This window comes from Croceicoccus hydrothermalis (assembly GCF_022378335.1).
GTDB classification, from domain to species: Bacteria; Pseudomonadota; Alphaproteobacteria; order Sphingomonadales; family Sphingomonadaceae; genus Croceicoccus; species Croceicoccus hydrothermalis.
The window spans coordinates 78,819-105,806 of sequence record NZ_JAIQCI010000020.1 but is presented as its reverse complement, the minus strand read 5'-3'; the positions used below and the strand labels follow the sequence as shown (position 1 = coordinate 105,806).

Sequence of the window (26,988 nt, the reverse complement as noted above, 5' to 3'; positions counted from 1 at the left end):
CGTCAGAGCCGGACCGGTTCCCGCCCGCGCAATACATGGGTACAGCCCAGCGCGGCGGGATCGTCCGCATCCGACAATTGCGCGACCGTCTGCCAGCCAATTGCACGCAGGCGGTCCGCGATGTCGGGATCGTATCCCTCCGGCAGGAACAGGCGGTCGGCATTGCGCGCCCGTGCGCAAAGCTGTATCAGCGGATCGGGATAGAGCGAGAAACCCGTCGCGGCCTCGTCATGGCCGCCCTCCCCGCCAATGCGATAGGTGCCGCCCCGGCCCAGCGCGCCGCGAAGCCCGTCGGCATAGATCGTGAACCCGAACCAGCTCTGATACTCGAAACCGTGCCGTTCCGAAGGGTCGAGCGTGAGCGCGGCGCGCCCGCCGACATGGTCCGCAATTCGCCGCAGCCCCGCAATCCGCGTCGCCAGTGCACCGCCCGCGTCGATGGCGGCCAGCTTCTCGATCGCGGTGTCGAACGCGCCCGTCGCATAGAGCAGCGGCAGATAATCATGCGCGTCCAGCGTCTTGAGCCCGCCCGCATCCTTTGCGTCCAGCTCGCGGCGGACCGCGGCCACCCGTTCCGGCGGGAGCGGCAGAGAACCAGCCGACAAGGTCTCCACCAGATCGGGCAGGGTGAAATCCACCGAAATGTCCTCAGCGCCTGCAGCCCTTAACGCGCCAATGGCGAGGCTGACGCATTCGCATGCGGCAGCGACCGTATCCGTGCCCACGATCTCCGCCCCGATCTGAAGCCGTTCGCGTTCCGGCTCCAGCCCGTCGCCGCGAATGGCGAGCACCTGCCCGGCATAGCACAGGCGCAGCGGACGTGCCGCACCGCGCAGCCCGGTCGACGCGATGCGCCCCACCTGCACCGTCATGTCCGAACGCAGAGCCAAGGTGCGCAGCGAAACCGGATCGGTATAGCGCACCATGCGCCGCGTGCCCGTTCCCGCCATGCGGGAGGCAAGGCTGCGCTCGAACTCGACCAGCGGTGGTTGCACCATGGCGTAGCCGTGAGCGACCATCGTGTCGGTAATCGCGCGCGTAATCTGTACTGCGCTTGCGGCCTGGGGCGGCAAACGGTCGGCCAGACCTTCGGGCAGAAGATCGGCGGGCAGGAGATCGGCGGGCGGCCCTTCGCGGACCAGTTCGGCGTCCGGCAGGCTGTTGTCCGGCTGTGTGTCGGTGGCGGCGGTCATCGTCATTTCCCTTCGTGCCGCGGCCCTAGATGGCGCCGGGGGGAGAGGCAAGCCGCTCCCGCCCGGCGCATCCACGCGTGTTTCAGAACGTAAGCGCCCGCACGACCCGCACACCGGTCAGCTGACACGCGGCGTTCAGCACATCTTCGGGTACCGGATTGTCGACCGAAAGCAGCAGCACGGCCTCGCCACCCGCGGCGCGCCGGCCGAGGTGGAACGTGCCGATATTGATGCCGTTCTCGCCGAGCAGCGTGCCGATACGGCCGATAAAGCCGGGCTGATCGTCATTGACGATATACATCATGTTGCCATCGAGGTCGGCTTCGATCCCGACACCGAAAATATCGACAAGCCGCGGTTCCGCCTTGCCGAAAAGCGTGCCGGCCACCGAACGGTCACCCGCCGAGGTGTCCACGGTCACGCGCACGAGCGTCTGATACACGCCTTCGCGTTCGTTGCGGATCTCGCGCACCTCAAGCCCGCGTTCCTTGGCGAGGAATGGCGCGTTGACCATGTTCACGCTTTGCGAAAACCGCTTCATGAAGCCGGCGAGCACGGCGCCCGTGATCGGCTTCTGGTTGAGCTGCGCGGCGGCGCCTTCGACCTCGATGCTGATCTTGGTGAGGTTGTCATGCGCCAGCTGCCCGATCAGGCTGCCCAGCTTTTCCGCGAGCGCCATGTAGGGGCGCAGCCGCGGCGCTTCCTCGGCCGAAAGCGACGGCATGTTGAGCGCGTTGGTCACCCCGCCATTGACGAGATAATCGCTGAGCTGCTCGGCAACCTGAAGTGCGACATTGACCTGCGCCTCGGTCGTGCTGGCGCCAAGATGCGGGGTGCAGATGAAATTGGGCGTGCCGAACAGCGGGTTTTCCTTCGCCGGTTCCTCCTCGAACACGTCGAGCGCAGCGCCCGCGACATGGGCCGATTCCAGCGCGGCCTTCAACGCGGCCTCGTCGATGAGCCCGCCGCGCGCGCAATTGACGATGCGCACGCCCTTCTTCGTCTTGGCCAAAGCTTCGGCGGAGAGGATATTGCGCGTTTCATCGGTCAACGGCGTGTGCAGCGTGATGAAATCGGCGCGGGTGAGCAGTTCGTCCAGATCCACCTTTTCCACGCCCATGTCGATCGCGCGTTCGGCGGTGAGGAACGGATCGTAAGCGACGATCTTCATCCTGAGGCCCAGCGCGCGGCTGGCGACGATGGCGCCGATATTGCCCGCCCCGATCAGGCCCAGCGTCTTGCCCGTGACCTCCACGCCCATGAAGCGGTTCTTTTCCCACTTGCCGGCCTGCGTGGATTCGTTCGCCTCCGGAATCTGACGGGCGAGCGCCATCATCATCGCGATGGCATGTTCCGCGGTCGTGATGGAATTGCCGAACGGCGTGTTCATCACCACGACGCCCTTGGCCGAGGCGGCGGGAATATCGACATTGTCGACACCGATCCCGGCACGGCCGATGACCTTGAGATTGGTCGCAGCCTCCAGAATTTCGGGCGTGACCTTGGTGGAGGAACGGATGGCGAGGCCGTCATACTGACCGATGATCGCCTTCAATTCGTCGGGCGTCTGACCGGTGATGACATCGACGTCGCAGCCGCGCTCCTCGAAAATGCGGGCGGCATTGGGATCCATCTTGTCGGAAATCAGGACTTTGGGCTTGGCCATGGGAAATGGTCCTTTTAACTGGGCCGGATTCGCGTCGGCGCGGCGATAACCGGCGAGAATATCAGGGAAATTGCGTGCGGCGCATGATGGCCGCACCGGAGCGGATCACGCCTTCAGCGCATTCCAGGCATAATCGAGCCAAGGGCCGAGCGCCTCGATATCGGCGGTGTCGACCGTGGCCCCGCACCAGATGCGCAGACCCGGCGGTGCATCGCGATACCCGGCGATGTCATAGGCCGCGCCCTCATCCTCGAGCAACTTGGCGAAGGATTTGATGAACGCGGCGTCCGCCCCCTCGACCGTGAGACAGACCGAGGTGTTCGACCGGATCGCCGGATCGGCCACCAGATGGCCGAGCCAGCTACGATCCTGCACGATCGTGTCGAGCGCGGCGGCATTGGCATCGGCGCGGCGTTTCATTTCGGCGGCCCCGCCGATGGATTTTGCCCATTCGAGCGAAAAGATCGCATCCTCGACCGCGAGCATGGAGGGCGTGTTGATCGTCTCGCCCTTGAAGATCCCCTCGATCAGCTTGCCGCCCTTCGTCAGGCGGAAAACCTTGGGAAGCGGCCAGGACGGCGTATGGCTTTCCAGCCGTTCGACCGCGCGGGGGCCGAGGATGAGCACGCCATGCGCGCCCTCGCCGCCCATCGCCTTTTGCCAGCTGAACGTGGCGACATCCACCTTGGTCCAGTCGATATCCTGCGCGAAAACCGCGCTGGTCGCATCGGCAAAGCTCAGGCCTTCGCGGTCGTCGGGGATCCACTCGGCCCCCGGAACGCGCACGCCCGACGTCGTCCCGTTCCAGGTAAAGAGCACGTCATTCGACCAGTCGACGGCGGAAAGGTCGGGAATCTCGCCATAATCGGCGCGCATCACGGCCGGGTCGATCTTCAACTGCTTGACCGCGTCGGTGACCCAGCCTTCGCCAAAGCTTTCCCACGCCAGCGTCGTCACACCGCGCGCACCCAGCATCGTCCACATCGCCATTTCATAAGCACCGGTGTCGGAGCCCGGCACGATGCCGATCCGATGCGTGTCGGGCAGGTTCAGCACCTCGCGCATCAGGTCGATGCAATGGGCAAGGCGCGCCTTGCCGATCTTGGAGCGGTGCGAACGGCCGAGCGATTCGCTGTCGAGTTTGGAAGCATCCCATACCGGCGGCTTTGCGCACGGGCCGGATGAGAAGAAGGGACGCTGCGGGAGCGTCGGCTTGGTATCGATCATGTATTCTCTCCTTTCAGAGAGCTCGCGCGGCGTTGGGACCGCGTGGCCCGTCGGCGGCACTACAGCGTGCGCCGCCCAAGTCAAGCCGCAGCGCGAGCGTCATATGAAATTATCGTTCGCCTTCGCGGCGGTGAATGCCGCATTGGCGTCGTGGATCGGTTGTTATAGGGAGCACATATGTCGAACCGGGTCCCACCAACGAAGTTCCGCCGCCTGCCGCGCATCAGCGTCGCCATGGCGCTCTTGCTGTCCGCCTGTGCCGGCGATGCGCCTGCACCGTCGGGTGATACCCGCATGACCGGCGCAGGCGACAATGCGTCGGTGCGTCAGTGTCATGCACTGCTCGGCGATGCCGGCGTCGCCTTTACCCCGGCACAGGACCTGTTCGCGGGAAAGGGCTGCGACAGCACAAATGCGGTGTATCTGCAAAGCCTGCCGACCGACGATGCGCGCATGTCTCTTTCCAACCTCGACCGGGTTTACTGCCCGCTCGCCGACAGTTTCGCCGGCTGGGCACGCTATGGCGTCAATCGCGCGGCGGAGCAGATCCTGGGCAGCCCGGTGGCGAAAATCGAAACCTTCGGAAGCTATTCATGCCGCAATGTCGCGGGGACGGGGCGGCGCTCGGCACATTCCAATGCGCAGGCGGTCGACATCTCGGCCTTCGTCCTCGCCGATGGGCGGCGGGTCACCGTGCTCGAGGGGTGGAACGGTTCGCGCGCCGAACGCGAATTCCTGCGCACCGTGCATCAAAGCGCGTGCAAACGTTTCGGCACGACGCTCGGCCCCGATTACAACGCGGCGCATCGCAACCATTTTCACGTAGAGCCGGGCGGTGGCGGATTCTGCCGCTAGACTTGCACGGCGCGGTTTTGTGGCGCAGGCGCCGAACCTTCCCGACATCCCCTCCCGGAGCATGACATGGACGCGTTCCTCACATCGACACTGGTCGTTGCACTGGCCGAGATCGGTGACAAGACGATGCTGCTGGCGATTGTGCTTGCCACGCGGTTCCGGTGGCCTTTCGCCATTGCGGCGGGGATATTCCTCGCCACGATCGCAAATCATTTCCTTGCGGCGCTGCTCGGCGCGACGGCTGCGGCGTGGCTCGACAGCGAATGGTTTCGCTATCTCGTGGCGGCGGGCTTCGTGGCGATGGGCTTGTGGACGCTTGTCCCCGACACATTTGACGAAGATGACGAACCGCGTTCGCGCGGCGGCGCGTTCGTGACGACGCTGATCGCGTTTTTCCTCGTCGAAATGGGCGACAAGACGCAAATCGCGACCATCGCGCTCGGCGCGCAATTCGCCTCGACCGAATGGGTGACCGCCGGGACGACATTGGGCATGATGATTGCCAACCTGCCGGCGATCTGGCTTGGCGATGCGCTGGTCCGGCGGGTGTCGATGAAGGTCGTGCGCACCATCGCCGCCGCCCTGTTCCTCGCCATTGGCATCTGGCTTCTGGTGCAGACGGCAGGCTGGCTCCCCTAGCGCTCCACCGCAATCCGTTCGAGCAGCACGACCGTCTCGCCAAGATGGCAACCCTCGCCGAAAACGCGATAGCCGAGCTTTTCCGCGACACGCAGGCTGCGCATATTCTCCGGCGATATGATGCAGACCGTCCTGCGCGGTGCGAAATGCGCATCGAACCAGCCATGCGCGGCAATCGCCCCCTCGGTGGCGAAACCGTGCCCATGCGCCGCCGACGTGAACACCCACCCAGCCTCGGGAAAACCGTCGATGCCGTCGATCCCGCGCCTGAAATCGTTCAACCCGACATTGCCGAGAAACTCATGGGTCTGTCGGTTGAACGCCATGAACATGCCATAACCCTGCAAGAGCCAGTTCCCGGCCATCCGCTGAAACCGGTGCCAGCTTTCATGAGCGGTCGTTGGGCCAAGCGCGAAATCCGGCGCGAGTTCCATCGCACGATGGGCCGGATAATCCGCCATCCGCGCCGGGCGAAGCAACATGCGTTCTGTGACGATCGGTTCCATCCGGCCCGTTTTCACGCAGGTTGCGCCAGATGACAAGGCGAATGACCCTGGCAGGCCGGATGTGCGACCCACCCGACCTGCCAGGGTTCCTTCCATGCTCGTTGTCGAACCGTTAATGCATCCAGTCGCCCAGCGACGCCTCAAGCTTGAGCCGCACTGCTTCTGCCGCGTGCCGCGCGCCGAGCTTGTCCATCATGTTGCCGCGATGGATTTCGACGGTCCGCGGGCTGATGGAAAGGTCGCGGGCGATGTCCTTGTTGCTGCGTCCCTGCGTCAGCCGGTCGAGAACTTCCCGTTCCCGGTTGGACAGGATGGAGATGCGGAGCCGTGCCTCGATCGCGCGGCGGCGGTATTCGGCCTGGTTCGCGGCCTCTGCCGAAACGCGGGTGATCGCGGCCTGCAATGCGCCGTCGTCCGCCGATTGGGAGAGATAGTCGAGCGCGCCTGCCCGCATCGCGGCCACTACCCGTTCGAGCCCCGGATCCGATGCCATCGCGATGATCGGGAGCCACCCGCCATTGTCGGACATGGCCTGTATCAGCCCGTCGATGCCGCCGTTTTCGGGATCGTCCTGCGCGAGGATGATGCCCTTGTCCGGCATGTGCTGGCACAATTCGCCGACATCGGCATACACCTCCGCGTGGTGCCCGAGGTTGAAGACAACCCGGGAAAACGCGGCACGGTTGCGGGGGTCGGCATCGACGATGTGGATTGTTGTTCGCTGTTCCATATCTCGGATGATGCACCGGTGCCCGGACCACGACCATTACGGTTAAATCCGGTATGGAGCTATTCAAAATGATTAACCACGCGCGCACCGAAAATCGGGCAAATGATCATCCGATATGGTTGCAAAGGGTGCGACGCAAAGCAGCGTCGCACCCGTTACGACTGCGAATCGTCATTAAAAAAGCTGTAATCCGGCAATGAATGGAACGCCGAGCGCAACGCCTCGCTCCATCCCGAGGAAATCGCGTTGAAGTATGGATCGTCAGCCATGATGCGCCGTTCGTGTTTCGGTTCGAACAGATCGCGTTCGAGCACCGTCACGTCGAGCGGCATTCCCACCGACAGGTTCGCGGCAAGCGTTGAATCCATCGACACCATAAGCAGCTTGACCGCGTCCTCGAAGCTCATGTTCCAGTCGTAGCCGCGCAGGATGATCGGCCGACCATATTTCGTCTCGCCGATCTGGAAAAACGGCGTGTCGGTCGACGCCTCTATGAAATTGCCTTCGGGATAGATCATGAAAAGGCGCGGTTCCATGCCTGCGATCTGACCGGCGACGATGATGGAGGCGGTGAACTTGGGTCCGCCCGACTGCCCCTTGTTCGACATCTGCCGCTGCACCACGACATCGCGAAGGAGATCGCCCACCATGTTCGCGACCTGAAACATGGTCGGCGCCTTGAAGATCGTGGGCTCACGTTCTTCAGGCGTCTTGTTGCGCTCCTCGAGCTGGCTGATGACGGCCTGCGTCGTGGCCAGATTGCCCGCAGTCATCAGAGTGATAACGCGGTCCTCACCCTGAAACGTGGTCGTCTTGCGAAAAACCGAAATGTTGTCGACGCCGGAATTGGTCCGCGTATCGCTCATCATCACGATGCCCTTGTCGAGCAGCATGCCGACACAATAGGTCATGCATTCTATCCTTTGAATCTTCGGTCTGCTGCGTCGCCCTATCGCATGTAAACCGTAATGGCGACGCCTGTGCGACGTTACGCGATGCTGCGTAAGCGTGCGGTTACTGGTCCACCGTCTGTTGCGCGACGGCCAGTTCGACGGTCATGGAATCGTTGTGCCCACCACTCGAAATGCCGGTAATCGGCGCGGCTTCGCGATAATCGCGGCCCGTCGCCACGCGGACATAGCGCGCATCGGGGCTGATCTGGTTCGAAATGTCGAACCCGACCCAGCCCAGCCCCGCCACGAATGCCTCGGCCCAGGCATGCCCCGCTTCCTGATCGACCCGATCGTTCATCATCAGATATCCGCTGACATAGCGCGCCGGCACCTTCATGATACGCGCGCAGCCCAGGAATATGTGGGCATGGTCCTGACACACGCCTGTTCCCGCGTCCAACGCCTCCGACGCGGTGGTCTGCGACGTTGTCGTGCCCGTCTCATACCGCACCGCATCGATGATCGCGGCCGAAAGGGCATGCATCGTCTTTAGCGTATCGTCCCCGCCCGACACACGGTCGACAAGCGCGCGCATCGCCGCGTCGGGCCGGGTCAGGTCCGTCTGCGTATTGAAGTGCCACAACGGAAGATCGCCGGCATGGCGCCCGATGATGCCGGCCTTGTCGTCGGTATCGACCATGCCCTTACAAGCGATCTCGACATGGGTGACGCCGGGATCGACCTCGACCAGCACGGTGAGGTTGCAATTGTGATCCTCGTAACTGAGCTGTTCGCGCGCGCCGTCATATTCCATGTCCCAGGACAGAACCTCCTGCCCGTTGGTGGATTTGGGCGTCAGGCGCAGACGTTGCAGGCCATGGACGACCGGCTCGTCGAAATCGTAACGCGTGCGGTGCGAGATGGAGAGACGCATAACCCTTGTGACTTTCTATTCGACGAAGCGGTAATCGTGCTGAATCGCGGCGGCGATACGCTGATTCTGCGCGACGAAGCCGGTGAGGAATTCGTGCAGGCCCTGCTCGAATATGCTGGAGACCGTCTGATCGTGAAGCGCGATATCGGCACCCCGCATCAATTCGTGCGCCTCGACCTCACCCCCGTATTGCAGCGCCAGATTGCCGAGATTTGCGCGCAGCTTTTCGTAGCAGAAGCTGAGCGAGCGGGGGAACCGCCCGTCGAGCACGAGGAAATCGACGATGCCGCGCGCGTCCATCTGTCCGGCATTGAGCCAGCGATAGGCCCGTTCGGCACCGAGCGAGCGCAGGATCGTCTCCCACTGCACGTTGTCGAGGCTCGACCCGACATAGGAAAGCGAAGGCAGCAGCACGTAATATTTGACGTCGATGATACGCGCGGTGTTGTCCGCCCGTTCGAGAAACTGCCCGATACGCCCGAAATTGAAGATGTCGTTGCGCAGCATTCCGCCGAGCATCGCGCCGCGCACCTGCGTGGTCTGATGGCGGATGAGGTCGAGCACATCGTTGAGATTGGTGTTGCGCACCGGCCGGCGCAGCGCATCGCGCACCGTCATCCAGCTTTCGTTGACTGCCTCCCACAATTCGCGCGTGATCGCGGCCCGCACGCCGCGGGCATTGTTGCGCGCCATTTCCAGTATGCCGAGCACGCTCGTATGATTGTCCGGATCGCGCAGGATGAAATTATAGACGTTCGGCCCGGAATAATCGTCGCGCCCGTATTTCTCCTCGAACGCGGGCTGAAGCCCTGCGGTCACGATAACGGAGCGCCATTCCCCGCTGCTCACCGTCTTGTCGCGGGTGAGCGCCATGCGAAAGCCCGTGTCGATCAGCCGCGCATAGTTTTCGGCCCGTTCCAGATAGCGGAACATCCAGTAGATATTGTTCGCAGACCGGCCCAGCATCAACGCGTCCCCCCATGATTGTCGCGCATGCTCATTCCTCCAGTACCCAGCTGTCCTTGGTTCCGCCGCCCTGGCTGCTGTTGACGACCAGCGATCCGCGCTTGAGCGCGACCCGCGTCAGCCCGCCGGGCGTGATGTCGATGCCATTCGGGCTCATCAACGCGAAGGGACGAAGATCGACATGGCGCGGCGCCAGACCCTTTTTGGTAAAGATCGGGCATGTCGACAGCGAAAGCGTGGGCTGTGCGATGTAATTTTGCGGATTCGCCTTGAGCTTGGCGGTGAATTTCGCGATTTCCCGCTTGGACGAGGTCGGACCGATCAACATGCCGTAACCGCCCGAACCATGGACCTCCTTGATCACCAGATCCTCGATATTGTCGAGAACATAGGCGAGCGAATCCGGTTCCATGCATCGCCATGTCTCCACATTGGGGAGCAGCGGTTTCTCGCCTGTATAGAACTCCACGATTTCGGGCATGAAACTGTATAATGCCTTGTCGTCCGCGACCCCGGTGCCGGGCGCGTTGGCGATGGTGATGCCGCCGGCACGGTAGACGTCCATGATGCCCGGCACGCCGAGCACGCTGTCGGGATTGAAGGTGAGTGGATCGAGATATTCGTCGTCCACCCGGCGATAGATCACGTCGATCGGCGTGAAACCCAGCGTCGTGCGCATCTGCACCCGCCCGTCGATCACGCGCAGGTCCGTTCCCTCGACCAGTTCGGCGCCCATCTGATCGGCGAGGAAGGCATGTTCGTAATAGGCCGAGTTGTAGATCCCCGGCGTCAGCACCGCGACCACCGGTTTGCGCCCGTTCGACCCGTCGAAAGCAGGCGGCGCACATGCGGCAAGACTGCGCGCGAGGCGGCGGGGGTAGTTCGACACCGGCGCGACCGAGACACGGGTGAACAGCTCGGGAAACATCGCCATCATCGTTTCGCGATTTTCGAGCATGTAGGACACACCGCTCGGCGTGCGGGCGTTGTCCTCCAGCACCATGAAATCGTCCTTGCCCGTACGGACGAGGTCGATGCCGGTGATATGCGTGTAGACATTGCCCGGCGGGGTGAAGCCCGACATGTGCGGCAGAAACGCCTCGTTCCCGTGGAGGAGCCATTCGGGCACGCGGCCGGAACGGATGATCTCCTGCCGGTGATAAAGATCGTGGAGAAAGGCGTTGAGCGCCCTCACCCGCTGCTCGATCCCGCGGGACAGGCGCCGCCATTCGCTCGCCGTGATGATCCGCGGGACAGGATCGAACGGGATCAGCCGTTCCTCCGCATCGTCCTGTCCATAAACATTGAAGGTGATGCCGGTGCGACGGAAAAAGCTTTCTGCTTCCTCGTGCTTGCGGCGCAGGATCGTGCGATCCTGTTCGTCGTACCAATCGCAATAATCTTCATAGGCGGGCCGTACATTGCCATTGGCATCGTACATTTCGTCGAAATTCGCGCTCGCGTCCCCGCTCATATGACGATCAACCCCGTTTTAATCTCAGACCCATATTAACATAAGCGAGTCAGGCCGTATCCGTTCCCGAAAGATGTCGGTCGAGCACGGCCAGAACGCGCTGTATCGCGGCGGGATGCCATGCAAATCCCATATGCGTGCATCGCACGTGGTGCATTTCGTCGCGCTCCCCCGCCTTTCCGCCGGCGCAATGGCGATGGACGATACCGTCGCGCGCGCTCCACAAGGCGATGGTGGGGACCGGCGGCTTTTCCGCCAGATCGCCGCCGACCGGCGGATCGTCGACCGGGTGCCCCGCCACCGCGTGATAGATGCGCCAGGCATTGTTGCCATGCATGTCGCCCGAAAACGGCGATCCCATGGTGACGACCATCTCCACATCGTCGGGCACGCGCTTGGCCGCTTCGCGTGCGTAGACACCGCCAAGGCTCCACCCGATGAGCACGATCGGCGCGCCCGAACTTCGCGCCATGAGCGTGACGCGCGCGCACAACCGCTCGAACTCCTGCGCATCGGCGCCCAGGTTCCAGCCGAGGCCCCAGTCGACGACCGTATGCCCCGCCTTTTCGAGCGCGCGGCGCAGCGGCGCCATGCGCCAGGGATGCGAGCCGAAGCCAGGCACGAGCATGATGGTCCGCGCCTCGTCCGCCGGCGCGACGCGCACCCGCCCGTGCGACCAGGCATAGGCATGGGGAAAGATCGCCGACGCAAACTCCGACAGCATCAACCGCGCATTGGGCCGCGCCACACCATCGGGCTGCGGCATGCGTGCAAGCGCGCGGCGACGCCGCCATTCCGACACGATAAAGCGCATCTTGTCCGACGTTCGCGAGCCGGATGCCTCCCCGCCGTTTGACGTAGCGGATGCATCGCGCGTCCTGTTCCGGTCCTCCTTCATCGCCGTCACGTCACACGATCAGGCCGCACAATCGCCCAGCCGCTCCGATTCCATGGTCATCACGATATCCATGTTCATGGCCGCATTCGTCTGGTTCATGCGCATGTCGATCCGCGATCCGGTGGACGATACGTTCCCCTCCATCGCGATCGTCACCTCGCCATCCGCCCCGCCGCCGCAGGTCAGCAAGGCATCGACATCGCCATCGTCCACGCCAAAGCGATTCCACGTGCAATCCTCGTTTTCGGTGACGCGGCGAAACTGATCCGCGAACCCTTCGCTCGCCTGTTCCGGGGTGAGGCAATAGGTGCGGGTGGCGTTCTGTTCGATGGCGCTGCGCACCTGCGCGACGATTTCGTCCGGTGCGCCCGGCATGTCGAGCGTGTTGACCGTGATCGTCTGGCGATATTGTCCGGGGTCGGGACGCTCCAGCTTTTCGGCCTCGCTCGCTGCCTGTTCGACCGTGGGGTTCTCGGTCGGCGCATCGTCGGAACATCCCGGCAGGGTGAACACCAGGGCCGAGCACAGCGCCAGCGACGCGAAACGGATTGTCATAAGCGCAATTCTCCTTGTTCCGCCATGGATGATAGCGGGCCGGCGCGCCAAGCGCCAATGATGATTATCGCGCAGGCAACGCCGCGGGCGCATCGTCGGCGATTGCGAAACGCGGCATCGCCCCCCATATCCGCCCCATGTCCGAACTCGTCATCCGCCGCGGTTTGCAAGAACCCGATACCTCCGGCAGTTTTGTCCCGCACAAACCCAACCGTCCGGAAAAGAGCGAACCGGGCAAACGGTTCGAAATCGCGTCCGACTACGAACCGGCCGGCGATCAGCCGACCGCGATCCGCGAGCTTACCGGCTCCGTGCGCGAGGGCGAGAAAACGCAGGTCCTGCTCGGCGTGACCGGCTCGGGCAAGACGTTCACCATGGCCAAGATGATCGAGGAGTTGCAGCGGCCAGCGCTGATCCTCGCCCCGAACAAGATCCTCGCCGCGCAGCTTTATGGCGAGTTCAAGAGTTTCTTCCCCAATAATGCCGTCGAATATTTCGTCAGCTATTACGATTATTATCAGCCCGAAGCCTATGTGCCGCGCTCCGATACCTATATCGAAAAGGAATCGAGCGTGAACGAGGCGATCGACCGGATGCGCCACTCCGCGACGCGCGCGCTGCTCGAACGCGACGACGTGATCATCGTGGCATCGGTATCGTGCCTGTACGGTATCGGTTCGGTCGAGACCTACTCGGCGATGATCTTCGACATAAAGAAGGACGACACCGTCGATCAGCGCGAATTGATCCGCAAGCTGGTCGCGCTTCAGTACAAGCGCAATGACGTCAGTTTCGCGCGCGGCAATTTCCGCGTGCGCGGCGACAGTCTCGAAATTTTCCCCTCGCACTACGAGGACATGGCCTGGCGCGTGAGCTTCTTCGGTGACGATATCGAGGAGATCAGCGAGTTCGACCCGCTCACCGGCAAGAAAGGCGCCTCTCTGTCGAAGGTGCGCATCTATGCCAATTCGCACTACGTCACCCCCGGCCCAACGATGAAGCAGGCCGCCGAGGCGATCCGTTTCGAACTGACCGAACGGTTGAAGGAACTCGAGGCAGAGGGGCAGCTGCTTGAGGCGCAGCGGCTGGAGCAACGCACCAATTTCGATCTCGAGATGATCGCGGCCACAGGGTCCTGTGCGGGGATCGAGAATTACTCCCGCTTCCTCACCGGCCGTCTGCCGGGCGAACCGCCGCCGACCCTGTTCGAATATCTGCCCGACAATGCGCTGCTTTTCGTCGATGAAAGCCATCAGACCGTGCCGCAGATCGGTGCCATGGCCAAGGGCGACCACCGGCGCAAGATTACGCTCGCCGAATATGGATTTCGCCTGCCGTCATGCATCGACAACCGGCCGTTGCGCTTCAACGAATGGGACGCGATGCGGCCGCAGACGATCGCAGTGTCGGCAACCCCCGGCGATTGGGAGATGGAGGAGACAGGCGGCGTCTTCGCCGAACAGGTCATCCGCCCGACCGGCCTGATCGACCCGCCCGTCACGATCAAACCGGTGGAGGACCAGGTCCAGGATTGCATCGAGGAATGCAAGGCGACCGCGGCAAAGGGCTACCGCACGCTGGTCACCACGCTGACCAAGCGCATGGCCGAGGATCTGACCGAATTCATGCACGAGGCGGGCGTGAAGGTGCGCTACATGCACTCCGACGTGGAAACGCTGGAACGGATCGAGCTGATCCGCGATCTGCGCCTCGGCGTGTATGACGTTTTGGTGGGCATCAACCTCCTGCGCGAAGGGCTGGACATTCCCGAATGCGGGCTGGTGTGCATCCTCGACGCGGACAAGGAAGGGTTCCTGCGCTCTGAAACCTCGCTCATTCAGACGATCGGCCGTGCGGCCCGCAATGTCGATGGGCGCGTGATCCTCTATGCCGATCGCATCACCGGCAGCATGGAGCGCGCGATGGCGGAAACCGACCGCCGCCGTGAAAAGCAGCAGGCCTATAACGAGGAACACGGCATCACGCCGGCCACCATCACGCGCCGCATCGCCGACATCGTCGCCGACAGCGCGGCGCGCGACGATAGCGGCGGCGAACCGGGCGAGGAGGAGCCCCGCAACCTCGCCGGGCACAATCTGCGCGCCTATATCGAGGAGCTGGAACAGCGGATGCGCAATGCCGCCGCCGATCTGGAGTTCGAGGAGGCCGGACGCCTGCGCGACGAGATTCGCAAGCTCGAAGCGGACGAGCTCGGCCTTCCGGACGAGGAGCACAAGGCACCGCGCGTCGGGCGATCGAACGAGGGAAAACCCGGCACGCGCAAATTGCGTTACGGCAAGACTCAGCGCAAATGGGGAAAATGATCCGCTTCCCTACTGCCGCTGTCGTTGTCATCGCCGCCCTCGCCCTCGCCGCCTGTTCCGCAGAGGCGGAGGACGACGCCGCGATGACGCCCGGCGGCGATGGCCCCATTCGCATCATGCTGGACGAAGAGGCGCGGACCACCCTTCCGCCAAAGCGCGTCTTGCCGCCCAATCGCGACATGCCCGGCGCCATCGACCCGCCGGCGGCGCGCTGGCGCGTGGCGAAGGATGCGAGTGCCGCCGCGTACGCAGAGCCGGGGAAGCGCCCGCTGCTCGTGCTTGCATGCAGCAACGGGACCATTTCGGCGATCCGCCCCGTCGCCGACCGTGACGGGGCGAAGGCGGTGCTGGCCTTCGTCGGCTATCGCGGGATCCTGCGCCTGCGGGTTCAGAATGACGGCGGCGCGTGGATCGGTTCGCTTCCCGCCGACGATCCGCACTGGCGCGCGGTGACCGGCGGGCCTTTCTATGCCACGGTGGCGGGCGGCGGCAAGGTGATCACACCCGGCCCCGGTGATGCGATCCGCATGTTCGAGGAATGCGAGGCGCCCGAAACCGAGCGCCTCGTGCCGAGCGCCTAGAGCTTGCCGAATTTGCTTTCGTAAGCGTCGCGGTCGCCTTGGGAGAGCAGCCGCGCCTGCTCGCGCCAGTTGTCACGCTCGATCCGGCCCTGAAAATTGCCCATCTGCGCATCGATCTTCGCCACATCCTCATCCGTCCAGGCGGCGATCTGATCGTAGCGGGAGATGCCCATCGAACCGAGCATCGCGACGAGCTTTGGCCCGACGCCCTTGATCCGGGAAAGATCGTGGGCGGCGTCGTCCGCATCGTGCATCTTCGCGGCGGCGGCGACGGTTTCCCGGTCACTGATCGCCTGATCATTGGGTTCGAAGGTATGGTCCTGCGCCCCTGTTGCCGGCGCGTGTCCCTTCTCGGCATCGGTCGGCGTCGTGGGGGTGCGGTGATCGGTGGCGATATCCTCGTCCGTGCCGGGTTCGTTCGACAGCACCGCGGCGGCCACCGCCACATCGGCACCGCCAAGGGGCGGGATCGCGGGCGGCGTCTTTTCCGCATCGGGGGCGGCATCCTCGCGCGCCAGCCGTTCGCCCGCGCTCCCGCCGATGGAATCCTGCGCCGGACTAACGGGCGGCGCCCCGGCGGGCGGCGCATCGATCAACGCCTGATTGCGGCGCGCAGGCCCGACCCCTTCGTCGAGCACGTCGGGACGGTGGCTGCGTTCGCGCGGTTTCTTCGCGCGCCCCACGATCCAGAACGCGATCAGCACCGCGAGTATCGCAACGATCAGAAAGGCGACCCAGTTCGCCTCTATCAATTGCCACATGTCATTGTTCCTCTCTTTTTCGTGCGGGCGACGCCTTGCGGCGCAATTGCAACGCGCGCAATCGCCTCCGCCGCCGCAGCCACGGCACGGTCAGTGCCACGGTCCCGGCATAGACGATCAGTAACGAGACCATCAATTCTATCCAGATCGGCATGACCTACCCCGCGTCCGGCGTGTCGATGGGCGTGGGTTGCAACGGTTCGATGGCGATTACCGAAAACTCGATGCGGCGATTGGCGGAATCTTCGGGCGGAATGCCCGCGATGGGGCGCTGCGACCCATAGCCCTGCGCCCGCAGCCCGTCCCGCGGCAATCCGCGCGCAACGAGCGCCTCGCGCACGGCGCGCGCACGTTGCCGCGAAAGCCGGAGATTGATGGCCGCATCGCCGACCGCATCCGAATGGCCGGCGATGGCGATGATGCTGCCCCCGCACGGTTCGAGCGCGTCGGCCACCTCGTCGAGCAAGGTGGCGCTATCGGCCGTGATGCTGGCGCTGCCTTCGTTAAAACGGATGACCCGCTGTGCGAGCAGGGATTCGACGTCGCGCTGGCAATGATAGGGGCCGCGTTCGGGCGTTTCGCTCGTTCCGGGGGCGGGACCGGCACCGCGGCTCGCCCAATGCACCCCGCCCGCGCCTGGAAGGGCGGCAATGGCGCGCGCGATGCGGACACGCCGCCCATCGTCCACCGATTCGCCGCCATAAAGCGTGGGATGCCGGGTCAGCGCGCCGGTCGAGGTGTGGAAATCCGCGCGAATATCCGCGCCTCCTTCGCGCACGATCACCTCCTTTGCCATCCGGTCGAGCCGGCCGACGACGACCGGTGCCGTCGCCGCATCGAAGACGAGCGCGATGCCCGCCACGACGACCGCGCCCGCGCTGAGCTTCATCCAGGATCGCAAAACAAACGCCATGGCGCATGGCCTTAGCGCGGCGGCGGCGCGTGGGGAAGCGTCTCCCCCTTCTTTCCCGCCTGTTTGAACAGGACGCGGTCCTCCGGGCCGAAACCACGCTTCCATATGACGAAGCCGTAGGTGAGCAGGATCGCCGGCACGCCGAGCGCGAGCTGCGCCCATTCCGGCGTCAGCTTGAACGCATATCCGATCAGCACCGCCGGCGCGACCGCCCACACGAGCGGCCAGCGAAAATTGCTGATCGGTTCGCCGAGCAGGCGCGACAGCATGCGCGATTTCACGAAGGACGCGAACGCCAGCGCCAGCATCAGCCCGATCGCGACGCCCGCCGCCTGAAACAGCTCGTCCAAGCCGAAGTGCCGCATGATGAGGATGGCGGCCACGCTCAACCCCGCCTGCACCGCGAGCGTTGCCACCGACAGCGCGAGATTGCGCATCCTCGCCATGTAGATGAGCGCCGCCTCCGATACGACGGCGGTCGATGCGACGACCTCTGCGGCGAGCAGGAACGCCAGCGCACCCGTTCCCGCGACGAACCCCGGCCCGACGAGGCCCATGACCCCCTCCCCCGGAATGCCGAGCGCGAGGCCGATGCCCGCCTGCGCCGCGATGATCCAGAAGCCCGCCTGGCACACCTGCCGCGCGATGGCGGGGTAGTCGCCCTCGTTCAGCTTGCGCACGATCACGGGGCCGAGGATCGGCTCGAAACTGGTCTTGAGCTTTTGCGGAAGGCTGGCGACCTGCTGCGCCACGTAATAGACGCCGACGGTCGCCGGGCTGACGAAAATGCCGAGCAGCGCGATGTCGAGCCGGCGCGTCCCCCATTCGATCGCATCGGCAAGCGCGAGCGGAAGATTGTCGCGCGCAATTGAGGCAAGCTGCATCGGCCGCGGGTTCCAGCCATGCGGCAGGCCGTAGCTGCGCAGCATCGGCACCAGCGCCGTGATCGCCGCCGCCACGACCGACACGAGATAGGCCAGCGAAAGCCCCCCGTCGCGCAACCCCGGCACGAACCAGAACACGCCCGCCATGATGGACAGCGTCCACGGCTCGACCACCGAACGGCTGCGCACCGTGGCCGCGATGTCGTAACGATAGGCGAGCGCGGCCAGCATGATCTCCGTCGTGGCCAGCATCACGATCGCGATCGGAAGATAGCGGTCGATCGGTGCGTTCATGCCATTGGGGAACATCGGCGTCGGAAACACGAACAGGATCGCGGCCATCGCCGCCGACAGCCCGAGCGACAGCAACAGCCCGTCGGCCACGACATTGGCATCGGCGCGCTGCTCGCGGGCAAGTTCCTTGGCCAGGCCACGCTTCAACCCCAGCGTCGCCAGCTGGCCGCAAATCTCCACGATGATGAGCGCGGAGGCGAACCGCCCGAGATCGTCCGCACCATAAAGCCGCCCCGCAATGAACAGGAACGGCAAACGCGCCGCCAGCCGGAGCAGGAAGCCGAAGAAATTGGTGCGCCCGCCTTTCGCGAGCGCCTGGATATCGCTGCCGTCCGCGTCCTTCGCGGGGGCCGCCGCGGCCTCGGTCAAACCGTGTTCTCCGGTTCGGTCTCGGTCCGCAAGGGGCGCGACAGCAGACGCTCGACCATGGTTTGCGCATCGACCCTCCCGTCGAGCAGCGCACACACCGCATCGGTGATCGGCATCGCGATCCCCATGTCATGGCCGAGCGCGTTGAGCACCGGCGCGGTAAAGGCGCCCTCCGCCACGGTGCGGCGATTGGCCATCAGCTCCGCGGCCGAGCGCCCCTCGCCCAGCGCCTTGCCGAGCGCGAAATTGCGGCTGCGCGTCGATGAACAGGTCAGCACGAGATCGCCCAGCCCGCACAGCCCCGCCAGCGTATCCGCCCGCGCCCCGCGCGCCAGCCCGAACCGCAACATTTCGGCATAGCCGCGCGCGATCAACGCCGCCCGCGCATTCTGACCCAAGGAAAGCCCGTCCACCACGCCGCAGGCGATGGCCAGCACGTTCTTGACCGCACCGCCGATTTCGGCGCCGGTAATGTCGTCGGAAAAATAGGGCCGGAACTGCGGCCGCGCGATGGCGGGGGAAAGCCGCCTCCATTGCGCTTCCCCACTCTCGCCCGGACGGCCCGCGCATGCGAGCGTTACCGCGGTCGGAAGCCCTGCGACAACCTCATGCGCGAAGGTCGGCCCGGACAGAACCGCCAGACCCGCGCCCGGTACGCAATCGCCCGCGACATCGGCCATCAAGCGCCCGCTGCCCGCCTCGATCCCCTTGGCACAAAGGACCAGATCGCCGTCATGGCCCGACAATTCGCGCAGGACGGTGCCCAGATGCTGCGCCGGCACGACGACAAGCAATATGTCGAGCGCCGCCAGTTCCGAAAGGTCGTTCGTCGCCCGTATCTTTGGCGAGAGCACCGCATCGGGAAGATAGACGGGATTGCGATGCGTATCGTTGATCGTCGCGACAAGCTCGGCATCCCGCGCCCAGAGCGGTACGGTCCGCCCGTCGCTCGCCAGCATCTGCGCAAGCGCGGTGCCCCATGCACCCGCGCCGATCACGCCGGTCGTCGTCACGCCTTCACCCCCGCCCCGCGCGCCGGTTCGGCATCCGGGTCCAATGGCCAGCGTGGCCGCGCCACGAAATCGAGCGGATCGCCGCCCGGTTCGACCAACCCCGCCGCGATCCGTTCCTGCCCCGCCCAGGCGATCATCGCGGCATTGTCGGTGCACAGCGCCATCGGCGGTGCGACAAACCGCAATCCGTGATCGACGGCCATCGTTTGCAATGCGCCGCGCAACGCCGCATTCGCCGCGACCCCGCCCGCCACGACAAGCGCGGTCATGCCATTGGCGGCCTGCAACGCGCGGCTCGTCCGGTCGATCACACAGTCGAGCGCGGCCTGTTGAAAGCTGGCGGCGATGTCGGCGGGGGCGTACTCGCCCGTTTCGTGGGCGCGCAGGACCGCGCTCTTCAACCCGGCGAAGGAAAAATGCGGCTCCTTCGCGCCTTTCAACGGGCGTGGCAACGGCACGGCGGCCGGATCGCCCTCTTTTGCCAAACGCTCTACCGCCGGGCCGCCGGGATAGCCGAGGCCCAATATTTTCGCCGTTTTGTCGAATGCCTCGCCCAGCGCATCGTCGATGGTGGTGGCGAGCCTCCGGTAATCGCCGACGCCGCGCACCTCCAAAATCTGACAATGCCCGCCGGATGCGAGCAATAGGAGATAGGGAAAGCCGAGTTGAGGATCGGCAAGGCGCGGAGACAGCGCATGCCCTTCGAGGTGATTGACCGCGATCAGCGGCCTGTCGCTCGCCATCGCCAGCGCCTTTGCCGTGACCAGCCCGACCATCACCCCGCCGATGAGCCCCGGCCCCGCCGTCGCGGCAATCGCATCGACGTCGGCCAGCGTCATGCCCGCATCGTCGAGCACGCGCCCGACCATCGGGCCGACCACCTCGACATGGGCGCGGGCGGCGATTTCGGGCACCACCCCGCCGAACGGGCGATGCGCCTCATCCTGCGATGCGATGGCTTGCGCGACGATGGTGCGGTCGGCCCGCACGAGGGCCGCCCCGCTTTCATCACAGCTGGATTCGATACCGAGAACGATTGGCGCGGTCATGGCGGCTTTCCCTGAACGCTTTGCGGCGCTAGCACAAGACGCGCATGACACTCTCGACCCGATCCCGATCCGCATCCCGGCCCCGCCCGGACCGACCGCTCAAACTGGGGACGCGCCGCTCCCCCCTCGCTCTCGCGCAGGCGGAGGAGGCGAAGGCGCGCCTCATTGCCGCCCATGGCTGGGACGATGGCGCCGTCGAACTCGTCCCCGTCATCGCGTCCGGCGACAAGATACAGGACCGTCCGCTGGCCGAAATCGGCGGAAAGGCCCTGTGGACGAAGGAGCTGGACGCGTGCCTTGTCGACGGGCGCATCGATTTCGCCGTCCATTCGATGAAGGATGTCGAGACGATTCGCCCCAAGGCCATCGCCATCGCCGCGCTTCTTCCCCGCGCGGACGTGCGCGACGTGCTGGTGGGGGCATCGTCCATCGCGCAAATTCCGCGCGGCGCCCGCGTCGGCACGAGCGCCCCGCGCCGCGCCGCGCAGATGCTGTCTCACCGTCCCGACCTCACCATCGTCGGCATCCGCGGCAATGTCGCGACGCGGCTCGCGAAATTGAGCGCGGGCGAGGCCGATGCGACCTTGCTTGCGGCGGCGGGGCTGGCCCGGCTCGACCAGGGGGGCGTGGGGCATGTGCTGGAAGCGGAGGAATGGCTTCCCGCCCCGGCCCAGGGCGCGATCGGCATCGAATGCCGCGCCGATCGCGACGACCTTCGCCAGATACTCGGCGCGATCGACGATGCCCCGACCCGCGCGCAGGTGATGGCGGAACGCGCCCTGCTCCTCGCGCTGGGCGGCAATTGTCATAGCCCGATCGCCGCATGGACCCGCCACGATGGTGCCACCCTGCGCATGACCGCCGCGATTTTCAGCCCCGACGGAACCGTGCGCCGCGACGCCGACATCACCTTTGCCGGGGGCGAGGTCGAACCCGCGGCGGATATGGGCCGAAAGCTGCTCGCCAATGCGCCGGACGCCATCCGCGCCTTTTTCGGCCCGCAATGACCGCCATCGTCGCGATCCGTCCCCCACCGGGCGATGCCGCGACGCTGAAACGCGCAGGCGAGGCGGGCATTGCGCTGCGCTCCGTGCCGATGTTCCGGGTGGAGCCGGTGGCCTGGACCATGCCCGACATCGCCCGCCTCGACGCGCTCCTGCTCGGCAGCGCGAATATCATGCGACACGGCGGGGCGAAGCTGTCGGCATTGACGGGCCTGCCGGCGTGGTGCGTCGGCGACACCACGGCGGAGGCGGCGCGGGCGGCGGGGTTTACGGTCGCCCATGTCGGCGCGGGGGGATTGCAACCGGTCGCCGAACGAGCGGTCGCGATGGGCGCGCGCAAGCTCCTGCGATTGTCGGGGGAGGCGCATGTGCCGCTCTCGCTGGAAGAAGGTGCGAGGCTCGACACGCGTGTCGTCTATCGCGTGGCGACGCTGCCCCTGCCCGGCGCGCTCGCGGCGCTGGCCGACGAAGGGCTGGTCGTGCTGCTCCATTCGGCGGAGGCTGCACGTCATTTTTCGGCGGAGGTCGAGCGGGTCGGACTGCCGCGCGGCCGTATCGCGCTTGCCTGCCTCGCCCCGCGGATCGCACCGGCCGCGGGCACGGGATGGCGGGCTGTCGCCGTGGCGGAGACGGTGGATGATGCCGCCCTGCTGGCCCTTGCCGCCGAAATGTGCAAAGGCGGCATGGAAAGGCGACAGGGGCCAGAAGGAACACCCGCTTGAACGATCGCATGACCGAACCGAAACGCCCGCATGACCGCCAGCGAAATGCGACCGGCCCGCGCAAATCCGGCATGCGCGGGACTTTGCTTGCCGTGCTTCTCGCATTCGTGCTCGGCGCGGGCGCGGCGGCGTGGATCGCGTGGCGCACAGGCTGGATCGCAACCGAACAGAATGCCGCGGCCCCGCAGACGAAGGCGGGCGGCGCGAACGACGGCGCCGGCCCCGGCAACACCGTGCCGGCCATGACGGCGGGTTCGGGCACCGGCGCGCCGATCGATCTGCGGCTCGACGCGCTCGAACGCAGGCTCAACCGTATCGATCTTCAGGCAGAGGCCGCGTCGGGCAATGCCGCCCGCGCCGAAGGCCTGCTCATCGCCTTTGCCGCGCGCCGGTTGATCGAGCGGGGGGAGCGGCTCGGCTATCTCGGCGATCAGCTGCGGCTGCGGTTCGGGAATGCGCAGCCCAACGCGGTCCGGACCATCCTTGCCACCGCGCGCGACCCGGTCACGCTCGAACAATTGCGGCAGGGGCTCGAAAATCTGCCGCAGGAAACGGTTGAAAAACCGCGCGATCTGAACGGATGGGAGCGGGTGAAGGCGGAGCTGGGCGAACTGTTCGTGCTGCGCCGGGCGAGCGCGCCCTCTCCCCGTCCCGAACGCAGGCTGGAGCGGGCGAGCCGTCTGCTGGACGAGGGGCGCGTCGCATCGGCGCGCGCGCTTGTCGCGAGCCTCCCCAATGCCGAACGTGCGGAAGGATGGCTGCGCGATGCGCGGCGTTATGTCGCGGCGCGCGAGGCGCTCGACCTGATCGAGACGGCGGCATTGCTCGAACCGCGCAACCTCAATGACGGGAGCGGACAACCGGTGCGGCAATTGAGCCCGGCGGCGCCTGCGGGCGGAGACCCGGCGGCAGACGAGGACGACGCCGGCGCGGGGCAAGCGCCCCCGTCGCGCGCCGCCGAACCCGCCGCCTGAGCCATCACCCCTGTAGCAGCGTCGGCAGCGTTCCGCTTACCCCGCGCGCCTCGTCCATGAACCAGCGTTTGAGCGGATTGACCCGCTCGATCGCCCCCATGCCGAGCCTGCGCACGGCGGAGGCGGCGCGGCCGGGCACGCCGAATATCCGCGTCAGCCCGTCGGTCGCGAGCGACACGGTGAAATCGTCCAATGCGCGCCATTGCTGATAGCGTTTCAAGATTTCTGCGTCCCCCGGCTCCAGCCCCAGGCGCATCGCATCGTCCAGCACTTCGGCGAGCGCCGCGACATCGCGAAGGCCGAGATTGAGCCCCTGCCCCGCGATCGGATGAATGCCATGGGCCGCATCCCCGACGAGCGCGAGCCGGTGGTCGATGATCGTCGGCGCATGATGAAAGCCGAGCGGATAGGACGACCGCGGCGAGGCCAGCGTCATCGTGCCCAGAAGCGCGCCCATGCGCTTCTCCGCCTCGGCAAGGAACGCCCGGTCGCCGAGCTTGAGCCAGCCTTCCGCGTCCTTTTCCGCGACGGTCCACACCAGCGCGGTGCGATGGCGCCCGTCCGCATCGTCCAGCATCGGCAAGAGCGCGAACGGCCCTTCGGGATAGAAGATTTCCCATGCCACGTTTCCATGCGGCTTTTCATGCGCCAGACCGCAGATGATCGCCCGGTGGCGATAATCCCACTTCGCCATTTTCAGGCCCGCTTCGTCGCGGGTGGGCGAACCGCGCCCCTCCGACCCGACGAGCAGGCTCCCCTCGAAGCGCGCACCATCGTCCCGCACCGCGATGACGCCATGCGGACCGCGATGGCGTTCGGTCACGCGGGAGCGGGGATGGAACGCGATGGCGTCTTCTTCCTTCATCGCGTCGAACAGGGCCTTGCGAAGCTGACGGTTGGCGAACATGCGGCCAAGGCTGCCCTCGCCGGGCTCGGGCCGGAAATGCAGTTCGCCGGGTTTCAACTGATCGCTGACCGCGATGGATGAGATCGGACAGCCGAACGGTTCGAGCCGTTCGGCGACGCCGATATTGGCGAACATGTTCCAGCTTGCCGTGGAAATGGCCGATGCGCGCCCGTCGAACCCTTCGGCCAGCTGCGTCTCGGGGTCGGCCGCGTCGAGGACATGGCTCGTGATGCCCGCCTTCGCCAGCGCGAGCGCCAGGCTGGTCCCGACAAGCCCGCCGCCAAGGATCACCACATCGCGCCTGTCTGTATTCGTCATCGCTCGTTCCTCGCTCCCGCCATGCTGGACACGGCGCCACGCCGCGCCTAGATACGCCATGCGGTTGATGGCGGTGCGCGGGCGCGGACGCAAGTGTCCGTATCGCCTCTCCACCGCATCAGCGAGCCCGGATACGATCATTCCCATGCCTCACCGCCTGCCGCTTATCGCCGCAATTCAGACGGCTTTGCTGCGCGTGGTGCTTGCGTCGATCGCGTTTTCGATCGTCCTTGTGACCGGCGGGCTGCCGGGTACGGCGCATGCGAACAATATCGACGCGCGGCTGGTGGCCGGCACCGCCGTGTCGGGCGGAGATGCCGTGATCGCGCTCATCATGGAGCCTGCGGAGGGGTGGCACGGATATTGGTCGAACCCCGGCGATGCGGGATATGGCATGACGCTGGACTGGACGCTGCCGGACGGGATTTCGGTGGGCGATCCGCAATATCCGGTGCCGCAGACATTGCTGATTTCCGGGCTGATGAACCATGTTTACGAAGGGCGCTATGCCGTGCTCGTCCCGGCAAATGTGTCGGCGGGCATGACGCGGCCATCGCCCGTCCCGATCGCGGTAAGGGCGCGCTGGCTGGCGTGTACCGATACGATCTGCGTGCCGGAGGAGGCGGAGCTTCGCACGGCGCTCACCATCGCGGATCGTGCGGAGGCGGACCCGCGCCTTGCCGCATGGCGCGCGGCATTGCCCGCCCCGCTGGCGCAGCCGGGTCGATACGAGATTGCGGGCGGGCGGTTGCGCGCTGCGATACCCGTCGCGGCGGGTGCAAGCCTTGCCGCACCGCACCTGTTCTTCGCCGATGACGGCGTGGTCGATTATCCCGCCCGTCAGGATTTTTCGCGCCGGGGCGACTGGATCATAGTCGAGACCGATGCGCGGGACGGTGCCCAGGCCAAAGACATGCATCGGGCGGTACTCCGGCTCAACGACGGGCGCGGCGTGTCGGTCCGGCTCGACCCCGGATCCGTGGGTCCGGCGGGGAAGCCGCTCGCTGATGCAGGGCGCGCAGATGGAACGGGGGCCGGGCCGCTGGCGCTTCTGCTCCTCGCCGCGTTTGCGGGCGGCGTGCTGCTCAACGTCATGCCTTGCGTGTTCCCGGTGCTCAGCCTCAAGGCGGTCGCGCTCGCCCGCGCGCGCGGCGACAGCAACGCCGGCGCCCGGACGGAGGCGCTGGCCTATACCGCCGGGGTGCTTGCCGCCGTCGTCGCGCTCGGCGGGGCGCTGCTCGTCCTGCGCATGTTCGGGCAGGAGGTCGGCTGGGCGTTTCAGTTGCAGGAACCCGCGACCATCGTGCTGCTTTTCCTGCTCGTCACCGCGATCACCGCAAATCTGGCGGGCGCCTATGAAATGATCCTGCCGGTGGCCATCCGGCGGCGCGGGGGCGGCGCGTTCGGGACCGGCGTTCTCGCCGCGTTCGTCGCAACGCCATGCACCGGGCCGTTCATGGCGGGCGCGATGGGCGCAGCGTTGCTTTTGCCCGCGTGGGCTGCGCTGGCGCTGTTCGCGGCGCTGGGGCTGGGGCTCGCCGCGCCGTTTCTCGCCATCGGTTTCGTGCCCCGCCTGCGTGCGATGATTCCGCAGCCCGGCCGATGGATGAACGCGTTCCGGCGCACCATGGCGGTGCCGATGGGGCTGACCGGGGCGGCGCTGTTCTGGCTATGCTGGCGCGTGGGGGGATGGGCGCTGGCGATAACGGCGCTTTTCGCCGGGGCCGGTGTGCTGGCGCTGCTGTTCATGGCGGGGCGGCAACAGGCGAAGGGGCGCGGCGTCGCCTCGCTTGCGGGTGTCGCGCTGTTGATCGCGGCGTGTGCCGGCGGGCTGGCCGCGTGGATGGATCCTGCCCCCCCCGCCGGCGATGCGGCCGCCCTTCCGGGCACGCAACCGTTCAGTATGGAGGCGCTGGCCTCCGCGCGCGCGTCCGGTCGGCCCGTATTCGCCTATTTCACGGCGGACTGGTGCGTGACCTGCAAGGTCAATGAACAGGTCGCGATCGACCGCGCGCCGGTCGCGAAGGCATTTGCCGAACATGATGTGGCGGTCCTGCGCGGCGACTTTACGCGGGGCGACCCCGCCATCGCCCGCTTCCTGTCCGAAAACGGCGCGGCGGGCGTTCCGCTCTATCTATGGTACGCCCCCGGAGAAACCGCGCGGATTCTGCCGCAGGTTCTTTCGGCCGACACGCTGATTACAATCGCCCAAGGGCAATCGGCAAACGATACCGACCCGGAATAAAGGAACTGGCGTTCGTTTTTTAATTTACCGCATGGGAACCATTGTGCCGGTGGCCTGTTCGTTTTGTGCAGAATGTTAACAATAGTTGACTGTG

At 65.6% G+C, this 26,988-nt stretch carries 26 protein-coding genes; 8 read left to right on the top strand and 18 right to left on the bottom strand.

Features of this window, described 5'->3' with window-relative positions; translation table 11 throughout:
- Positions 1-2 precede the first annotated feature (2 nt).
- From K4G67_RS11845 to K4G67_RS11835, 3 genes are all read right to left on the bottom strand, one after another.
- The gene (locus tag K4G67_RS11845) at positions 3-1,193 is read right to left on the bottom strand and encodes an ATP phosphoribosyltransferase regulatory subunit (protein WP_239806569.1); all 1,191 of its coding nucleotides are present in this window, start codon (positions 1,191-1,193) and stop codon (positions 3-5) included.
- Between the two features lie 82 nt (positions 1,194-1,275).
- Positions 1,276-2,859: a phosphoglycerate dehydrogenase gene (serA, locus tag K4G67_RS11840; protein ID WP_239806568.1), complete on the bottom strand. Its 1,584-nt coding sequence runs from the start codon at positions 2,857-2,859 to the stop codon at positions 1,276-1,278.
- Positions 2,860-2,964: 105 nt separating this feature from the next.
- Positions 2,965-4,086, bottom strand: coding sequence for a phosphoserine transaminase (locus K4G67_RS11835; protein ID WP_239806567.1), 1,122 nt, complete (start codon positions 4,084-4,086; stop codon positions 2,965-2,967).
- 177 nt (positions 4,087-4,263) lie between these two features.
- Here K4G67_RS11835 and K4G67_RS11830 point away from each other — a divergent pair, with 177 nt between their 5' ends.
- Entirely contained in the window at positions 4,264-4,941 is a 678-nt protein-coding gene (locus tag K4G67_RS11830) for an extensin family protein (RefSeq protein ID WP_239806566.1), read from the top strand.
- Positions 4,942-5,007: 66 nt separating this feature from the next.
- Entirely contained in the window at positions 5,008-5,580 is a 573-nt protein-coding gene (locus K4G67_RS11825) for a TMEM165/GDT1 family protein (protein ID WP_239806565.1), read from the top strand.
- On the opposite strand, the gene K4G67_RS11820 is transcribed toward K4G67_RS11825, so the two are convergent.
- The 8 genes from K4G67_RS11820 to K4G67_RS11785 form a co-directional block, all read right to left on the bottom strand.
- Entirely contained in the window at positions 5,577-6,062 is a 486-nt protein-coding gene (locus tag K4G67_RS11820) for a GNAT family N-acetyltransferase (RefSeq protein ID WP_239806564.1), read from the bottom strand. The two genes, K4G67_RS11825 and K4G67_RS11820, sit on opposite strands and share 4 nt — an antisense overlap.
- 136 nt (positions 6,063-6,198) lie before the next feature.
- The gene (locus K4G67_RS11815; protein WP_239806563.1) at positions 6,199-6,816 is read right to left on the bottom strand and encodes a response regulator transcription factor; all 618 of its coding nucleotides are present in this window, start codon (positions 6,814-6,816) and stop codon (positions 6,199-6,201) included.
- A 155-nt stretch (positions 6,817-6,971) separates the two neighbouring features.
- Positions 6,972-7,727, bottom strand: a complete 756-nt coding sequence (locus K4G67_RS11810; RefSeq protein WP_239806562.1) for a proteasome-type protease — start codon at positions 7,725-7,727, stop codon at positions 6,972-6,974.
- Between the two features lie 103 nt (positions 7,728-7,830).
- Positions 7,831-8,643: a transglutaminase family protein gene (locus tag K4G67_RS11805; RefSeq protein WP_239806561.1), complete on the bottom strand. Its 813-nt coding sequence runs from the start codon at positions 8,641-8,643 to the stop codon at positions 7,831-7,833.
- Between the two features lie 15 nt (positions 8,644-8,658).
- Positions 8,659-9,609, bottom strand: coding sequence for an alpha-E domain-containing protein (locus tag K4G67_RS11800; protein ID WP_239806560.1), 951 nt, complete (start codon positions 9,607-9,609; stop codon positions 8,659-8,661).
- A gap of 31 nt (positions 9,610-9,640) precedes the next feature.
- Positions 9,641-11,083 (bottom strand): circularly permuted type 2 ATP-grasp protein, encoded by a 1,443-nt coding sequence (locus tag K4G67_RS11795; protein ID WP_239806559.1) that lies wholly within the window; start codon positions 11,081-11,083, stop codon positions 9,641-9,643.
- Positions 11,084-11,132: 49 nt separating this feature from the next.
- Positions 11,133-11,849: an esterase/lipase family protein gene (locus tag K4G67_RS11790; protein WP_239806558.1), complete on the bottom strand. Its 717-nt coding sequence runs from the start codon at positions 11,847-11,849 to the stop codon at positions 11,133-11,135.
- Between the two features lie 150 nt (positions 11,850-11,999).
- Entirely contained in the window at positions 12,000-12,536 is a 537-nt protein-coding gene (locus K4G67_RS11785) for a DUF3617 domain-containing protein (protein ID WP_239806557.1), read from the bottom strand.
- 137 nt (positions 12,537-12,673) lie between these two features.
- Here K4G67_RS11785 and uvrB point away from each other — a divergent pair, with 137 nt between their 5' ends.
- Together uvrB and K4G67_RS11775 are read left to right on the top strand one after the other, a co-directional pair.
- Entirely contained in the window at positions 12,674-14,860 is a 2,187-nt protein-coding gene (uvrB, locus tag K4G67_RS11780) for an excinuclease ABC subunit UvrB (protein ID WP_239806556.1), read from the top strand.
- Entirely contained in the window at positions 14,857-15,441 is a 585-nt protein-coding gene (locus tag K4G67_RS11775; RefSeq protein ID WP_239806555.1) for a hypothetical protein, read from the top strand. The genes uvrB and K4G67_RS11775 overlap by 4 nt, the downstream gene beginning before the upstream one ends.
- Here the strand turns inward: K4G67_RS11775 and K4G67_RS11770 are convergent.
- From K4G67_RS11770 to tsaD, 6 genes are read right to left on the bottom strand one after another with little or no spacing between them, the layout of a single operon-like run.
- Entirely contained in the window at positions 15,438-16,202 is a 765-nt protein-coding gene (locus K4G67_RS11770) for a hypothetical protein (RefSeq protein ID WP_239806554.1), read from the bottom strand. The genes K4G67_RS11775 and K4G67_RS11770 overlap by 4 nt on opposite strands.
- 1 nt (position 16,203) lies before the next feature.
- Positions 16,204-16,356: a hypothetical protein gene (locus K4G67_RS11765; RefSeq protein WP_239806553.1), complete on the bottom strand. Its 153-nt coding sequence runs from the start codon at positions 16,354-16,356 to the stop codon at positions 16,204-16,206.
- Between the two features lie 3 nt (positions 16,357-16,359).
- Complete coding sequence (locus K4G67_RS11760; protein ID WP_239806552.1) at positions 16,360-17,115, bottom strand: OmpA family protein; 756 nt, start codon at positions 17,113-17,115, stop codon at positions 16,360-16,362.
- A gap of 11 nt (positions 17,116-17,126) precedes the next feature.
- A complete protein-coding gene (locus K4G67_RS11755) occupies positions 17,127-18,662 on the bottom strand; it encodes a lipopolysaccharide biosynthesis protein (RefSeq protein ID WP_239806551.1) in 1,536 nt (511 codons plus the stop codon).
- Entirely contained in the window at positions 18,659-19,675 is a 1,017-nt protein-coding gene (locus K4G67_RS11750) for an NAD(P)H-dependent glycerol-3-phosphate dehydrogenase (protein ID WP_338026430.1), read from the bottom strand. The genes K4G67_RS11755 and K4G67_RS11750 overlap by 4 nt, the downstream gene beginning before the upstream one ends.
- Entirely contained in the window at positions 19,672-20,724 is a 1,053-nt protein-coding gene (tsaD, locus tag K4G67_RS11745; protein ID WP_239806550.1) for a tRNA (adenosine(37)-N6)-threonylcarbamoyltransferase complex transferase subunit TsaD, read from the bottom strand. The genes K4G67_RS11750 and tsaD overlap by 4 nt, the downstream gene beginning before the upstream one ends.
- A 44-nt stretch (positions 20,725-20,768) precedes the next feature.
- Here tsaD and hemC point away from each other — a divergent pair, with 44 nt between their 5' ends.
- The 3 genes from hemC to K4G67_RS11730 are packed head-to-tail and all read left to right on the top strand — an operon-like array spanning position 20,769 to position 23,424.
- On the top strand, positions 20,769-21,731 hold the full coding sequence (gene hemC, locus K4G67_RS11740; RefSeq protein WP_239806549.1) for a hydroxymethylbilane synthase: 963 nt from the start codon (positions 20,769-20,771) through the stop codon (positions 21,729-21,731).
- A complete protein-coding gene (locus tag K4G67_RS11735; RefSeq protein ID WP_239806548.1) occupies positions 21,728-22,450 on the top strand; it encodes a uroporphyrinogen-III synthase in 723 nt (240 codons plus the stop codon). Before hemC ends, K4G67_RS11735 begins: the two co-directional genes overlap by 4 nt.
- Positions 22,447-23,424 carry a hypothetical protein gene (locus K4G67_RS11730; protein WP_239806547.1) on the top strand — a complete coding sequence of 326 codons (978 nt, stop codon included), beginning with the start codon at positions 22,447-22,449 and terminating at the stop codon, positions 23,422-23,424. The genes K4G67_RS11735 and K4G67_RS11730 overlap by 4 nt, the downstream gene beginning before the upstream one ends.
- A 4-nt stretch (positions 23,425-23,428) precedes the next feature.
- Here the strand turns inward: K4G67_RS11730 and K4G67_RS11725 are convergent, their stop codons facing one another.
- On the bottom strand, positions 23,429-24,649 hold the full coding sequence (locus K4G67_RS11725) for a UbiH/UbiF/VisC/COQ6 family ubiquinone biosynthesis hydroxylase (RefSeq protein ID WP_239806751.1): 1,221 nt from the start codon (positions 24,647-24,649) through the stop codon (positions 23,429-23,431).
- A 145-nt stretch (positions 24,650-24,794) separates the two neighbouring features.
- Between K4G67_RS11725 and K4G67_RS11720 the strand changes: the two genes are divergently transcribed.
- Entirely contained in the window at positions 24,795-26,894 is a 2,100-nt protein-coding gene (locus K4G67_RS11720; protein WP_239806546.1) for a protein-disulfide reductase DsbD family protein, read from the top strand.
- The last annotated feature ends 94 nt before the right edge of the window (positions 26,895-26,988 follow it).